The organism is Streptomyces sp. NPDC002809 (assembly GCF_040295435.1).
In the GTDB taxonomy this organism is placed as follows: domain Bacteria; phylum Actinomycetota; class Actinomycetes; order Streptomycetales; family Streptomycetaceae; genus Streptomyces.
The window spans coordinates 10,212-24,038 of record NZ_JBEOVJ010000077.1 but is presented as its reverse complement, the minus strand read 5'-3'; the positions used below and the strand labels follow the sequence as shown (position 1 = coordinate 24,038).

Annotated in this window: 13 protein-coding genes; 1 reads left to right on the top strand and 12 read right to left on the bottom strand. The window is 72.6% G+C overall.

What is annotated here, in order from left to right:
• Positions 1-2 precede the first annotated feature (2 nt).
• The 4 genes from hsaA to ABT025_RS31575 all read right to left on the bottom strand — a co-directional run bounded on the left by hsaA (position 3) and on the right by ABT025_RS31575 (position 5,320).
• Positions 3-1,169, bottom strand: coding sequence for a 3-hydroxy-9,10-secoandrosta-1,3,5(10)-triene-9,17-dione monooxygenase oxygenase subunit (hsaA, locus tag ABT025_RS31590; RefSeq protein ID WP_351001909.1), 1,167 nt, complete (start codon positions 1,167-1,169; stop codon positions 3-5).
• A 42-nt stretch (positions 1,170-1,211) separates the two neighbouring features.
• Positions 1,212-2,795: a FadD3 family acyl-CoA ligase gene (locus ABT025_RS31585; protein ID WP_351001907.1), complete on the bottom strand. Its 1,584-nt coding sequence runs from the start codon at positions 2,793-2,795 to the stop codon at positions 1,212-1,214.
• Between the two features lie 68 nt (positions 2,796-2,863).
• Complete coding sequence (locus ABT025_RS31580; RefSeq protein ID WP_351001905.1) at positions 2,864-3,658, bottom strand: SDR family NAD(P)-dependent oxidoreductase; 795 nt, start codon at positions 3,656-3,658, stop codon at positions 2,864-2,866.
• 96 nt (positions 3,659-3,754) lie between these two features.
• Positions 3,755-5,320: an FAD-dependent oxidoreductase gene (locus ABT025_RS31575; protein WP_351001903.1), complete on the bottom strand. Its 1,566-nt coding sequence runs from the start codon at positions 5,318-5,320 to the stop codon at positions 3,755-3,757.
• Positions 5,321-5,494: 174 nt separating this feature from the next.
• On the opposite strand from ABT025_RS31575, the gene ABT025_RS31570 reads away from it, so the two are divergent.
• On the top strand, positions 5,495-6,106 hold the full coding sequence (locus ABT025_RS31570) for a TetR/AcrR family transcriptional regulator (RefSeq protein WP_351001901.1): 612 nt from the start codon (positions 5,495-5,497) through the stop codon (positions 6,104-6,106).
• Positions 6,107-6,175: 69 nt separating this feature from the next.
• On the opposite strand, the gene ABT025_RS31565 is transcribed toward ABT025_RS31570, so the two are convergent.
• The 8 genes from ABT025_RS31565 to ABT025_RS31530 form a co-directional block, all read right to left on the bottom strand.
• Positions 6,176-7,117 carry a 3-oxoacyl-ACP reductase gene (locus ABT025_RS31565; RefSeq protein ID WP_351001899.1) on the bottom strand — a complete coding sequence of 314 codons (942 nt, stop codon included), beginning with the start codon at positions 7,115-7,117 and terminating at the stop codon, positions 6,176-6,178.
• A gap of 96 nt (positions 7,118-7,213) precedes the next feature.
• Positions 7,214-8,029, bottom strand: coding sequence for a 2-keto-4-pentenoate hydratase (locus ABT025_RS31560; protein WP_351001897.1), 816 nt, complete (start codon positions 8,027-8,029; stop codon positions 7,214-7,216).
• Positions 8,022-8,879 (bottom strand): MaoC/PaaZ C-terminal domain-containing protein, encoded by an 858-nt coding sequence (locus tag ABT025_RS31555; protein ID WP_351001895.1) that lies wholly within the window; start codon positions 8,877-8,879, stop codon positions 8,022-8,024. The genes ABT025_RS31560 and ABT025_RS31555 overlap by 8 nt, the downstream gene beginning before the upstream one ends.
• Entirely contained in the window at positions 8,876-10,072 is a 1,197-nt protein-coding gene (locus ABT025_RS31550) for a lipid-transfer protein (protein ID WP_351001893.1), read from the bottom strand. The genes ABT025_RS31555 and ABT025_RS31550 overlap by 4 nt, the downstream gene beginning before the upstream one ends.
• Positions 10,069-10,515 carry a MaoC family dehydratase gene (locus tag ABT025_RS31545; protein WP_351001891.1) on the bottom strand — a complete coding sequence of 149 codons (447 nt, stop codon included), beginning with the start codon at positions 10,513-10,515 and terminating at the stop codon, positions 10,069-10,071. Before ABT025_RS31545 ends, ABT025_RS31550 begins: the two co-directional genes overlap by 4 nt.
• A complete protein-coding gene (locus ABT025_RS31540) occupies positions 10,512-11,630 on the bottom strand; it encodes an acyl-CoA dehydrogenase family protein (protein ID WP_351001889.1) in 1,119 nt (372 codons plus the stop codon). The genes ABT025_RS31545 and ABT025_RS31540 overlap by 4 nt, the downstream gene beginning before the upstream one ends.
• The gene (locus ABT025_RS31535; RefSeq protein ID WP_351001887.1) at positions 11,630-12,604 is read right to left on the bottom strand and encodes a bifunctional MaoC family dehydratase N-terminal/OB-fold nucleic acid binding domain-containing protein; all 975 of its coding nucleotides are present in this window, start codon (positions 12,602-12,604) and stop codon (positions 11,630-11,632) included. The genes ABT025_RS31540 and ABT025_RS31535 overlap by 1 nt, the downstream gene beginning before the upstream one ends.
• Entirely contained in the window at positions 12,601-13,767 is a 1,167-nt protein-coding gene (locus ABT025_RS31530; RefSeq protein ID WP_351001885.1) for an acyl-CoA dehydrogenase family protein, read from the bottom strand. The genes ABT025_RS31535 and ABT025_RS31530 overlap by 4 nt, the downstream gene beginning before the upstream one ends.
• Between the last annotated feature and the right edge of the window lie 60 nt (positions 13,768-13,827).

Here is a 13,827-nt window from a genome sequence, read left to right as displayed (position 1 = left end):
GGTCAGACCAGGTTGTCCTCGACCGTCAGGCCGAAGGCTCCGCGGCCGTACATGGCGAGGGCGCGCTCCACGTCGTTGGCGACGTGGACGCTGCCCGCGTGGGCGTCGCGCCAGGCGCGTTCGACGGGGTTGCCGCGCCGCAGCGCGTTGCCGCCTGCGGTCTTGAAGAGCAGGTCGATCGCGGCGACGGCCCGTTCGGTTCCCCGGACCTGGTCGCGCCGGGTGCGCAGCCGCAGCTCCATGGGTATCTCCCGTCCCGCGGCCGCGAGTTCGGCCAGCTCGCGCAGGTTCCGGTCCATCTGCAGCACGGTCGCGTCGATGTCGGAAGCGGCGCGCGCGATGGCGACCTGGGCGAACGGGTCCTCGGCGAAGCTGCCGCCGCCCAGGCTGAGCCGCACCCGCTCCTTCATCCGCGACACATACGACGCGTAACCGCCGGAGACGGCCCCGATCACCGGTGCGGTGACGGCGCTGGTGAAGATCGCGCCGAACGGCAGCCGGTACAGCGGCCCCGGGTTGACCTGCTGTCCCGGTACCTTCAGCTGTGCCTGCTCGTAGTTGCGGAGCACCCGGTGGGCGGGCACGAAGGCCGAGTCGACGAGGACGTCGTTGCTGGCGGTGCCGCGGAGGCCGACCACGTCCCACATGTCTTCGATGCGGTAGTCGGACCGGGGCACCAGGACGGTGAGGAAGTCCACCGGCCGCCCCTGCGCCCCGACGACGAGGGCTCCGAGCAGCGCCCACGAGGCGTGCTCGCAGCCCGAGGAGAAGCTCCACCGGCCGGCCAGCTCGTAGCCGCCTTCGACGGGGGTGAGCCGCCCCACGGGGGCGTACGACGAGGAGATACGCGTGTCCCGGTCCTCACCCCACACGTCCTCCTGCGCCTGCTGGGGGAACAGGCCCAGCTGCCAGGGGTGGACGCCCAGCACCGACGCCACCCAGCCCGTGGAGCAGCACACGGCGGAGATCTCCCGCACGACCCGGTAGAAGTCGACCGGATCGCCCTCCAGGCCGCCGAACCGGGCCGGCTGGAGCATCCGGAACACGCCGGCCCCGGAGAGCTCACGGATCGTCGCGTCCGGGATGCGCCGCGCCTCGTCGGTGGCGGCCGCCCGCTGTTCGATGGCCGGCAGCAGGGCGCGTACCGATTCCAGAACCTCGTTGCCCACAGTGCGTCCTCCATAGCCTTGTCGCCCGGTGAGGCGTGTCGGTCAGACCGTCCGCAGGGCGGCCTTGTCCACCTTTCCGGTGGCGTTGCGCGGAAGGGCCCCGAGGACCACGACCTCGCGGGGGACCTTGAAATTGGCGAGCCGGTCGCGGCAGTGGCCGACGAGCTCGTCCGGCTGCGCACCCGCGCCGGGTCGGAGCGTCACGTACGCGCGTCCGACCTCGCCGAGGCGCGCGTCCGGCATCCCGACCACGGCGGCCTCGGCGACGGCGTCGTGGCCGGCGAGCACCTGCTCGACCTCCGCCGGGTAGACGTTGAATCCGCCGACCACGAACATCTCCTTGGAGCGTCCCGTGATGACGAGATTGCCGCGCGGGTCGAGGTGGCCGATGTCTCCGGTGTCCAGCCAGCCGTCGGCGTCGACGGCTGCCGCGGTGGCCTCCGGATCGTCGAGGTAGCCGTGCATCACGTGGTAGCCGCGCACCAGGATCCGGCCGTCCTGCCCGGCCGGCAGCGGGCGCCGCCCGTCGTCGGCGACACGTACCTCGGTGCCGTCGATGGGACGTCCCGCGGTCAGGGCCACGGTCTCGGCGTCGTCGTCCGCCGAGCACACGGTGACCGTGCCGCAGGTCTCGGTCAGTCCGTAGGCGGTGAGCACCTCGGGGAAGAGCTCGGCGCGCATCCGCCGGACGAGGGCGACCGGCACGACGGCCGCGCCGGTCACCGCCAGCCGCAGCGACGACAGGTCGAAGAGGTCCCGGCCCGGCGCGTCCAGCAGCTCCGTGTAGATCGTGGGCGGGCCGGGCAGTACGGTGATCCGCTCGGCCTCGACGGTGCGCAGGGCCCGGTCCACGTCGAACACCGGTTGCAGCACCATCGTGGCGCCTCGCAGCAGGCACGCGAGAACGCCGGCCTTGTAGCCGAAGCAGTGGAACATCGGGTTGATGACGAGGTAGCGGTCGTCGCCCGTGACTCCGGTCCGGCCGCTCCAGGCCCAGTACGTGGCGAGGTTCTGCCGGTGCGTGGTCATGGCGCCCTTGGGGCGGCCCGTCGTGCCCGAGGTGAAGAGCAGGTCGGAGGGGTCGTCGGGTTGTACGGCGGCGGTACGTGCCGCCGCCTCGGCGTCGGGCAGGTGCGCTCCGCGCCGGAGGAACTCCTCCCAGGGCAGGGTGCCGGACGGGGTGGTGGCATCAAGGGTCACCACCTGTTCCAGTGCGGCCGGCCGGGACTCCGCCGCTCCGTCGTCCCCGGTGGTCAGCATGGACAGGTAGTCCTTGCCGAGGAAGCCGTTCTCGACGAACAGCAGCCGTGCGCCGCTGCGTTGCAGGAGCAGGCGCGCCTCGGCACCCTTGTAACGGGTGTTGACGGGGACCAGCACAGCGCCCGCCGACGTGGTGGCGAGTGCCGCGACGACCCAGCGGTGGCTGTTGGGCGCCCAGACGGCGATACGGTCACCGGGCCGCGTACCGAGCGCGACGAGCGACTTCACGGTCGCCCGCACCAGGTCCCGCAGCTGCCTCCAGGTCAGCCTCGTATCACCGTCCACGACCGCCTCCCGGCCGGGGTACCGTGCCGCGGCGAGGTCGAGGGCGGCAGGGATCGTGAGGGGATGCTCGGTTTCGCTCATCTGCTCTCCGGGAGGGGACGGACGGTCTGCGCGGAACATGCCTGCCGCGGTGGGGTGCTGATGGAATGTCAGGACGAGGGCGGCAGCATCTTCCTGGACGCCTCGTGGGCGGCGAGAGCAAGGCCGGCGCGGGGGAACCCGCTGCGCTTCTCCGCCGCCCCGGCATTGCCGCCGGCGACCAGGACGGGCCCGTCGGCGAGGTGTTCCAGCCCCTCCCTGGCCACGTCGTCCGGCTCGGCGACGCGCAGTCCGGGCAGGTCCATGCGCAGCCCGGCGCGCTCCATGGCCGGGGTCCGGGTCACTCCGAGAACGAGTTCCAGGACATGCACGCCGTGTGGGCGCAGTTCCAGCCACAGGCCCTCGGCGAAGACCCGGCTGAAGGCCTTGGCCGCCGAGTAGACGCTGATCTGCGCCTGGCCCAGGTATCCGGAGAGCGAGCCGACCAGCATGATGCCGCCCCGGCCGCGTTCCTTCATCAGGGCGCCGAAGTGATGGGTGAGGGCGAGCTGCGCGGTGATGTTGAGGTCCAGGACGCCCTGGACGCGGCTCAGGTCGCCGGTCACGAACTCGTGGCCGTAACTGTTGGCTCCCGCGTTGAAGATCAGCAGGCCGACCTCGAGACCGTCGGTGGCCTCGCGGACAGCGGCCGGGGCCCCGGGGGCGAGCAGGTCGAGCTCCAGCGTGCGGACGTCGACACCCTTGGCACGCACGCGGTCGGCGGTCTCGTTCAGCGGAACCGGCTTGCGGGCTATGAGGACCAGGTTGATCCCGGCGTCGGCGAGCTGCTCGGCGAACGAGGCGCCCACGCCCTCGGACCCTCCGGCGACGACCGCCCACGGCCCGTACAGGTTCTTGTCGATCATCGAGTACCTCTCTCGTCCTGGCCGGTGCCGCGACCGTAAAGCGCTCTTCCGGGGCCGTGCCCCGGGCATCCCACTGGCCGGGATGCCCGGGTCCGGTCAGGCGGCGTCGGAGGGCTGCCCGGTCATGTGCCGTACGGCCAGGGAGGCGAAGACCATGGCGGTGCCGATGGGGACGCCGGGCCCGGGATAGACGCCTCCGGTGAAGGACGCGCTCGTGTTCCCCGCGGCGTACAGGCCGGTCAGCGGTCGGCCCTCCGTGTCCAGGACGCGGGCGTCGGCGTCCGTGCGCAGACCGCCCTTGGTGCCGAGGTCGGCGAGGACCAGCCGGGCCGCGTAGTACGGCGGCCGGTCGAGCGGGACCATGCACGGGTTGGGGCCGGGTGCGTTCCTGGTGTCGGCGAAGAACAGGTCGTACGGGTCCTCGCCCCGGTGGTGGTCCTCGTCCGTCCCGGCGGCGGCGAAGCCGTTGAAGCGGCCGACGGTGTCCGCCAGGGTGGCGGCCGGCACGCCGATGAGCGCGGCGAGTTCCGGCAGCGAGTCCGCCCGTACCCAGGTGCCGGCTGCCAGGTGGGCGGCGGGGTCGGCGGGGGGCACCGTGATGGCGGGCAGGGAGCCGCCCTCGCGGGAGTCGAAGATCAGGTGGACGGGCGTGTCCGCTCCCCCGGCCGCGATGACGGCACGGCCCATGCGGTCGTACGGCAACGACTCGTTGGCGAACCGCCGCCCAGAGCCGTCCACGACGAGGCCACCTCGCAGGCCGAGGGTGAACGCGGCCGTTCCGTCGGGGAGTTCGGTGCCCGGGCACCACCAGGCCTCGTCCATGAGTCCGGTGGCGGCACCGGCCGCGACGGCGGCCCGCAGCAGCTCTCCGGTGTTGGTTCCGCGCGGCGCCATGCTCCATCCGGCCCTGCCCGGCACCCCGCGCTCGGCGCGCAGGCCGTCGTCGCCCTCGAAACCGCCCGCGGCCAGCAGGACGCCGCGCCGTGCCCGTACCCGAACCGTGCCGTCCGGCGTCCGCGCCTCGACGCCGGTGACCCGCCCGTCCTCGGTGACGAGGCCGGTGACGTGGTGCTCGGTGCGCACGTGCGCGTTCCCGGTGCGGGTGGCCGCGAGCAGGAGGCGGCCGATCAGGGCGCGGCCCGCACTCAGCGGTGCGCCGTCCCGGTGGCCCAGGCCCGCGCGGTCCCGGTCGATCGCCGGACGTACCAGGGGCAGCAGGTCGCCGAGCAGCTCCGGCGCGAGGTCCAGCGGGACGAAGGAGCGGCCTGCGTCCATCCGTCCGGGGGCCGCCACGTAGTCGGGGAAGGGGCGCCACTCGAACTCGACAGCGGGGTCGCGTTCGAGCCGGGCCACCAGCTCGGGGGCGTGGCGCAGGAAGGCGTCCCTGCGTTCCGCCTCGGAGTCGTCGGTCAGGGCCCGAAGGTAGGCGCCGGCCGCTTCGGTGGAGTCGCCCAGCCCGGCGCGTTCCTGCACCTGGGTGCCGGGCAGCCAGCAGGCTGCCCCGGAGTAGGCGGAGGTGCCGCCGAGCAGCGCCGTCCGCTCCAGTACGACGGTGTCGAGGCCGTCCCCGGCGGCCATCAGGGCCCCGGTCATCGCCCCCGCCCCTGATCCGACGACGATCACGTCGTGGGTGGCGTCCCAGTCCTGCCGGCCGTCCCGCATGGGGTGCTCTCCTGCCGCTCGGTGGTGTGCGGTCTCAGCAGACCCCGTCGGGCCGGGCCCCGGCGGGGCAGGTCCCGCTGACCGGTACGGCGGGGCGGACGCACCTGACGCGTGGCCGGGCCCGGCGTATTGTCTGTGCAGCTGTAGACACCACCGAGCTCCGGGAGGGAACGCGTGCCCAGAATCGCCGAGGCCAGGGCCGGGGCCGAGCCCAGTTCGCCCCGGCAGCGCGCCCGCCGTCAGAGCATCTTGAAGGTGGCGGCGGACATCGCCGCCACGACGGGTCTCGAGCGGGTACAGATGCAGGAGGTCGCCAGGTCGGCGGGGGTCGCCATCGCCACCCTGTACCGGTACTTCCCCTCGAAGACCCATCTGTTCACCGCGTTGATGGCCGACCAGATCGAGGGATTCGCGGCCCGGGTGCCCGAGCGGCCGGCAGGCACCTCGCCCGAGGACGCCGTGTTCGAGACGCTGGGCAGCGCCACCCGCAATCTGCTGCGCCGGCCCGCGCTCGCCACGGCGATGATCCAGTCGGCGAACGCCGCCCGCGCCTCGACCGTCCCGGACCTGGCGAGGATCGACTCGGGGTTCATCGGCCTGCTGCTGCGGGCCTGGGAGGTGGAGGAGCCCACGGACCACCACATCACCCGTCTGCGGCTGCTGGTCCTGCTCTGGTACGGCGTTCTGCAGTCGCGGCTCAACGAGCGGCTCACCCCGCAGGAGGCGGACGCCGACCTGCGGATGGCGTGCCACCTGCTGCTCGCCCCTGGGCCGGACGCCGGCTGAGCCCGGTCGACGGAGGGGCCGGACGCCGGCAGACCCCGGCCGGCGCTCCGGCCGGGTGCGCCCGTCGGTTCAGCGGGTCGGCTGCGTACCCGTCGTGTCGAGTCCGGCGACGCTGTAGGCGGCGTAGGTCCGGTACGGGTCGCGGCCCTTGAAGTACGGGGTCAGCTGGGCGTCGAGCTCCGCAGGGGTGAAGGTGCCGTCCGCGGCGGTGAACTTCTGTTCCACGGTGGGCGGGGCGAGCAGGGCGACCATGTCGCCGTAGACGACGAAGACCTGACCGTTGATCTCGTCGGAGGCCGGTGAGGCCAGGTGGCCCACCAGGGTGGCGACGCGCTCGGGGGCCATGATGTCGAGGCCGCCGGGCGCGGTCGCGCCTTCGCCGAAGGCTTCGGCGGTCATGGCGGTGCGGGCCCGCGGGCAGATCGCGTTGGCGCGTACGCCGTAGCGGGCCAGGCCCTGCGCGGTGGCCAGGGTCAGCGCGGTGATGCCGGCCTTGGCCGCGGAGTAGTTCGGCTGACCGGGGGCGCCGAACAGGAAGGCCTCGGACGAGGTGTTGACCACACGGCCGTAGACCGGGGCGCCCGAGGCCTTGCTCGCGGCGCGCCAGTGCACGGCGGCGGCGCGGGAGATTCCGGCGTGCCCCTTGAGGTGGATCCGGATGACGTCGTCCCAGTCGGACTCGGTGAGGTTGAACAGCATCTTGTCGCGGAGCACGCCCGCGTTGTTGACCACGATGTCCAGACTGCCGAAGCTCTCCACGGCGGCCTGCACCAGGCGGTCGCCCATGGACCAGTCGCCGACGTCACCGGTCACGGCCACCGCCCCGGTTCCGAGGGCCTTGATCTCGGCGGCCACGTCCTCGGCCGACGGACCGACGTCGTTCACCACCACATTGGCGCCGAGTGCCGCGAGTGCCAGCGCCTCGGCCCGGCCGAGCCCAGCTCCGGCACCGGTGACGACGGCGGTGCGCCCCTCCAGGGTGTTCGCCGAGGGGGTGTTCGTCGCGCTCATGCTGCCTCTTTCCGTGTTCCGTCGAACCGATGGATACGCGGGCGCACCCCGGGGATGTCACCGGGGTGCGCCACACACACGAAACTAGTATTGATTTCAGTTTTTGGCCGGGCGGTGTCCCGTTGAGTGGACGAAGCCGACGGAGACGGATCCGAGGCCCGCGAAATCGGCCCGGTAGGTCTCACCCGGCCGCACGTCGACCGCCTTGGTGCACGAGCCCGGCAGGATCACGTGTCCGGCCTCCAGCCGCACCCCGAAGGACGCGACCTTGCGGGCCAGCCAGGCGACGGCCTCGGCGGGATCGCCGAGGACCGCGCTCGTGTTGCCCCGGGCGATCTCCTCACCGTCCCGGTACAGGACGGCGTCGATGTCGGCCGGGTCCAGTCCGTCCGGCCGCACCCGGGCCGAGCCGAGGACCACTCCGGCGGACGAGGCGTTGTCGGCGATGGTGTCGGCGAGCCCGATCCGCCAGTCCTTGATCCGGCTGTCGATGAGTTCGAGGCTCGGGACGATGTACTCGGTGGCCGCGAGGACATCCTCGGTGGTGCATCCCTCCCCCGGCAGGCTCCGGCCGAGTACGTATCCGATCTCGACCTCGATCCGGGGGTAGCAGTACCGGTCGGCCTCGACGGGTGTCCCCTCGGGCAGCACCATGTCGGAGAGCAGATGACCGTAGTCCGGCTCGTCGACGCCCATCATCTGCTGCATGACCTTCGAGGACAGACCGACCTTGTGCCCGTGGACGGTGCGGCCCTCGGCCAGCTGCCTGCGGATGTTGATCAGCTGGATCTCGTAGGCGTCGCCCGCGTCGATGCCCGGCCAGGTCGTGGTGAGCGGTTCCACCGGGCTGCGGCCCCACTGGGCGGCCCACAGCGCCTCGGCGGCGTCGGCGCGCTGGGCGGATTCAAGCATCGGGGTTCTCCGTCCCGTCGGGGGTGGTGGTGCGGAATCGGGCCCGGCCGCCGGTGAGCACCGTACGGCCGTCGCCGGCCGACGCCTCGAAGCGCACGGCGCGGTCACCGGGGGCGTCCGGGCCCGGGGCTTCGGTCCATCCGGTCAGGCCGAGCCGGTCGCCCGGGAACGCCGGTGCGGCGAACCGGGCATCCAGTTCGGCCAGTTCGGCCGGATGCACGCCAAGGGCCCCGGCCAGGGGCAGCAGGCTCGCGGCGAGCGTGCACAGCCCGTGCAGGAAGGGCCGGTCCATCCCCGCCGCCTTCGCCGCTTCCGGGTCGATGTGCATGGCGTGCCGGTCGCCGAGCAGCCGGTAGAGGGCCGCCTGCCGGGCGTGTGTGGCCACGGCAAGGACGTGGTCGGCCGGCCGGTCCGGGCTGCGTGGTGCGGACGGGCCGCGTTCGCCGCCGAAGCCTCCGCAGCCGGGCGCGAAGATCGACCAGGTGGCCGTGAAGCGTTCGCTGGACACCTCGACGTCGAAGACGGCGGCGGCTCCCTTGTCCCGGACGGCGGAGACCCGGGCGGTGGTGGCCAGCTCGCCGGAGGTCTGCAACGGGCCGTGCACGACGAGGTGCTGGCTGCCGTGCACGGCGGTGGTGATGTCGAAGGCGCCGAGCGCACCGAGCGCGTCGGGCGCCCACTGGGCCAGGGTCAGCGCGAAGGTGGGCAGCACCCGCAGACGCTCTTCGTACACGAGGTCGAGCCGGTCGGCCGGGGCACCGACCGCGAGTGCGTACAGGATCGCGTCCCGAGCGGTCCAGGCGACGGTACGGGTGCCGAGCCCGCGGCCCTGCCACGGGGAGACGGTCACCGGTCGGCCCCCAGGATCAGCCCGCTCGTGGGTACACCGGTGCCGGCGGTGACCATGACGTGGTCGGCCTTGTCCGGCTGGTTCACCGAGGTCCCGCGGACCAGCCGGACGCCCTCGGCGATGCCGTTCATGCCGTGCAGATAGGCCTCACCGAGCTGTCCGCCATGGGTGTTGAAGGGCAGCCTGCCGCCGAGCTCCAGGTGGCCGTCGGCGATGAAGTCCTTCGCCTCTCCGGGCTTGCAGAAACCCAGTTCCTCCAGCTGCGGAAGGACCAGCGGCGTGAAGTGGTCATAGAGGACGGCCGCGTCGATGTCGTCGGGACCGAGGCCGCTCTGCCCGTACAACTGCCGTCCGACCAGACCCATTTCGGGAATTCCGGTGATCGTCGGCCGGTAGTAGCTGGTCATCATGTGCTGGTCCGCCCCTAGCCCCTGGGCCGCCGAGCGGATCACCGCGGGCGGGTTCGGCAGATCGCGGGCGCGTTCGGCGGAGACGATCACCAGGGCCTGGCCGCCGTCGGTCTCCTGGCAGCAGTCCAGCAGGCGCAGCGGTTCGGCGATCCAGCGGGAGTCGCGGTGGTCCTGGAGGGTGATGGGGCGGCCGTGGAACCAGGCTGCTGGATTGTTGGCGGCGTGCTTGCGGTCGACAACGGCGACCCGGCCGAAGTCGTCGGTGGTGGCGCCGTACTCGTGCAGATAGCGGCGGGCGAACATGGCCACCCACTGGGCGGGGGTGCTCAGCCCGAAGGGGGTCATCCAGGCGTACGCCGCCCGGTCGGCGGTGGTGTCCATGGGACGGTCGGCCTGCCCGAGCCCGTAGCGCTCGCCGGACCGCTCGTTGAACGCGCGGTAACAGACCACCACGTCGGCGACGCCGGTGGCCACGGCCATGGCGGCCTGCTGCACGGTGGCGCAGCCGGCTCCGCCGCCGTACCCGATGCGGGAGAAGAACGTGAGGTCACCCATCCCGGTGTTGCGGGCCACATGGATCTCGGAGTTGGTCTCCGCGGTGAAGGAGACCAGCCCGTCGACGTCGCGGGGGGTCAGGCCGGCGTCCGCGAGGGCGGCGAGCACGGCCTCGCAGGCGAGCCGGAGTTCACTGCGCCCGGAGTTCTTGGAGAACTCGGTGGCACCGATGCCGGCCACCGCCGCGGCCCCCGACAGCGGCCCGTTGCGCCTCGTCACCGTACTCATCGGGCCTCCCCGGGCAGCTGTACCGAAACGGTCCCGGTGACGTGGGCGCCCAGACCGTTGGTGCCCTTGACCGCGATGTCGACGCGGCGGTCCCCGTCGTTCTTCGCGGTCACCGTGCCGGTGAGGACCATGGTGTCGCCGGGGTGGTTGGGGGCGCCGAGCCGGATTCGGATCGCCTTGACGACGGACGCGGGGCCGGCCCAGCCGGTGACGTACCGGTCGACGAGGCCGTTGCTGGTCAGGATGTTCATGAAGATGTCCTTGGAGCCGCGTTCCCGCGCCAGTTCGGGGTCGTGGTGCACGTCCTGGTAGTCACGGCTCGCGAGGGCGGTGGCGACGATCAGGGTGCGGGTGACCGGGACCGGCAGCTCGGGAAGCACGTCGCCGACGGCCACCTCGTCGTAGGTGCGCGACGGCGGGAGGGTGCCCTGGGGCGGGGTCATGAGGCCACCCCCGAGCCGGCGAGGAGGGCCCCGAGCCGTTCGAGGTCGGAGCCCGCGCCGCCCAGGGTGGTGGAGATCTGCTTGCCCCACAGGAAGTGGCGGTGCACCGGGTAGTCGGTGTCGACGCCGATGCCGCCGTGCACGTGCTGGACGCGGTGCACCGTGTTCAGGCCTCCTTCGGTGGCCCACCACTTGGCCACCAGCGCGGCCCGGTCGGCGCTGCCCGCGTCGAAGGGTTCCGCCAGTGCGTCCACCGCCTGCCACAGCGTGACCCGCATCGCCTCGATGTCGATGTAGCAGTCGGCGAGCTGGTGCTGCACGGCCTGGAACGTGGCGAGTGGACGGCCGAACTGCTCGCGTTCGCCCAGGTGACGGGCCGCGTGGCCCAGCGCCCCCTCGGCCACTCCGGTCTGGACGGCGGCCAGGGCCACGGAGGCGGTCCGCACGAGGTGTGCGGCGGCCTCGTCGCCCGGCGTGCCGAGGGCCTCGGCCGGGGCGTCGTGCAGCGTGAGGTGGGCGCTCATGTCGTGGCTGGTGGTCTCGGCGTACTCCCAGCTCACGCCCGTGGCGTCCGAGGCGACGAGGAAGACGCCCGGCCCGGTGCCGGTGGCGGCGGTCACCAGCACGTGGCGCGCACCGGCGGGCGCGGGCACCACGGCCTTGACACCGCTGAGGCGCCATCCCGGTCCGTCGGCGACCGCGGCGGTGCGGGGCGTGAGGGGGTCGGCGGGACCGAACTCCTCCAGGGCGACGGTCAGGCGGTCCGTCCCGTCCGCGAGGCCCGGCAGGAGCGTCGACCGCTGGGATCCGGTGCCGTACGTGGCGACGGTGAGCGCCCCGGTCAGCGCGGACCACAGCGGCAACGGCGCCACGTGCCGTCCCTGTTCCTCCAGGAGGACGCAGAGTCCGGCCGTGCCGAGGCCCGCTCCGCCGTCCTGTTCGGGGAGGACGGCGGCGAGCAGCCCGGCGGTGGCGAGGTCCGCCCACAGCCGTTCGTCGACGCGGCCCGCCGAGGTCTCCACCTCACGCAGCCGCTCGGGCGTGACACGGTCGGAGAGGATCTCCCGCGCCAGGTCACGGACCGCTTCGAGCTCTTCTCCCAGGGAGAAATCCATCAGGGCGCCTCCGTCGGGGCGGGCCGGAACACCGGCAGGGTCAGATCGGGGTCGGCGTCGAGCCAGTCGAGGACCACAGGCATGCCGATGGTGACCTCGTCGGGGGCGACGCCGGTCAGGTTGGTGATGAGCCGGGTGCCTTCGGCGAGTTCGACGACGGCGACGAGGTACGGCGAGTCGAACGCGGGGTGCCGCGGATGGTGGTTCACGACGAAGCTGTAGACGTGACCGTGCCCGCCTGCCTCGGCGGTGTCCCACTCGAGCGAGCCGCACTCGGGACAGCACGGCCCCGGGGGGTGACGCAGTACGGAGCAGGCGGCACAGCGCTGGATGAGCAGCCGGTGCTGCTGCGCGCCCTCGAAGAAGAAGGCGTTGTCACGGTTGACCGCGGGTCGCGGACGCAGGGCGGGAGCGGGGGCCGGCACCGCCGCGGGAGCGGGCCGGAACCGCAGTGTCCGCCACCGCTGGGTGGCGACCGTCTCGCCGTCCCGGTCGGTGTAGGTCTTGAGGGTGGTGACGAACCGTCCGGTGCCGAGGCCGGTCCTCTTCTCGGCCGAGACCGACTCGACGGTCTCGCGGACGGCGATGTGGTCCCCCGGTACCAGCTCCCGCAGGAAGGTGAACTCGGAGTCGGTGGCCACCACGGAGGTGTAGCCGCCCTCGGCGAGGAGGGCGACCAGTTCACCGAAGCCGTCCGGCTGCGAAGGCGCCGGGCCGGTGGTGGCCGCATACCCGCGCATCGTCCAGGCCTGGACCATCGACGCGGGTGCGACGACCCCCTCGCGGCCGGTGGCGCGGGCCGCTTCGGCGTCGGTGTACACCGGGTTGGTGTCGCCCATCGCCTCGGCCCAGTGCCGGATCATCGGCTGGTTGACCGGGTCCTGCGCCGGTGTGCGGGGCCGCAGTTCGCGCCCGGTGAAGGCCTGCAACCGCTCCTCGTACCCTTGCTGCGGCTGTTCGCCGGCGCCGGTCATGCGCCACGCCCCTTGCGCGGCAGCCCGAGCCCCTGGGTGGCGACCATGTCACGCAGGATCTCGTTGACGCCGCCACCGAAGGTGTTCACGATGCCCTGGCGGGAGAGCTGTTCGACCTGCCCGGCGAGAACGGCACCCGGCGACTCGGGCCGGATCCGCCCGGCGGCGCCGAGGATCTGGGTCAGACCGCGCTGGACGTCGATGTGGGTCTCGGTCCCGTACGCCTTGGCGGCACCGGCGTCGGCTCCGGTCAGCGCGTTCCGGGCGACGGCGGAGGTCATCTTCCAGTTCATCAGCCGCATCGCCTCCAGCCGGGCGTACGTACGCGCGAACTCCTGCCGTACCCAGGGGATGTCGGCCGTGCCGTTCTCCCGGGCCCAGTCCAGGACCCGTTCCCACAGCTGGATCATCCGGCCGCCGAGAGCGGCGAGGCCGATGCGTTCGTGGTTCAGCTGCGCGGTGATGAGCCGCCAGCCGCCGTCCACGTCACCGACCACGTCACCGGCCGGGACCCGTATCCCGCTGTAGTACGTCGCGGTGACGACCAGGCCGCCGACGGTACGGATGGGGCTCCAGGAGAAGCCGTCGTCGGCGGTGGGCACGATCAGGATGGAGATGCCCTTGTGCTTGGGGGCGTCCGGATCGGTGCGTGCCGCGAGCCACACGTAGTCGGCGGTGTTGGCCCCGCTGGTGAAGATCTTGCTTCCGTCGACGACGTACGCGTCGCCGTCCCGGACCGCGCGGGTGGTCAGCGCGGCGAGGTCGGTGCCGGCCTCCGGTTCGGTGTAGCCGATCGCGAACACGATGTCGCCGGAGAGGATGCCCGGCAGGAACCGCTTCCTGTGCTCCTCGGAGCCGTACGCCATCAGGGTCGGGCCGACGGTGTTGACGGTGACGAACGGGAAGGGCAGGCCCGCCCGTTGGACCTCGTCGAAGAAGACGTACTGGTCCTCGACCGAACGGCCCTGGCCGCCGTACTCGGTGGGCCAGCCGATGCCCAGCCAGCCGTCGGAGCCGAGCCGTTTGACGACCTCGCGGAAACGGTCGCCGCCCACTCCCTCCTCGCCGACGCGACGGCGTTCGTCCTCGGGCATCAGGCCCGAGAAGTAGGCCCGCAGTTCCCGCCGCAGCTCCTGGTGCGCGGCACTCTCGCGCAGTTGCATGTGTGGTTCTCCTTGGTTGTCGCCGCGGTGGTCCGTCACAGGGCGGGCTGCCTATGCCCC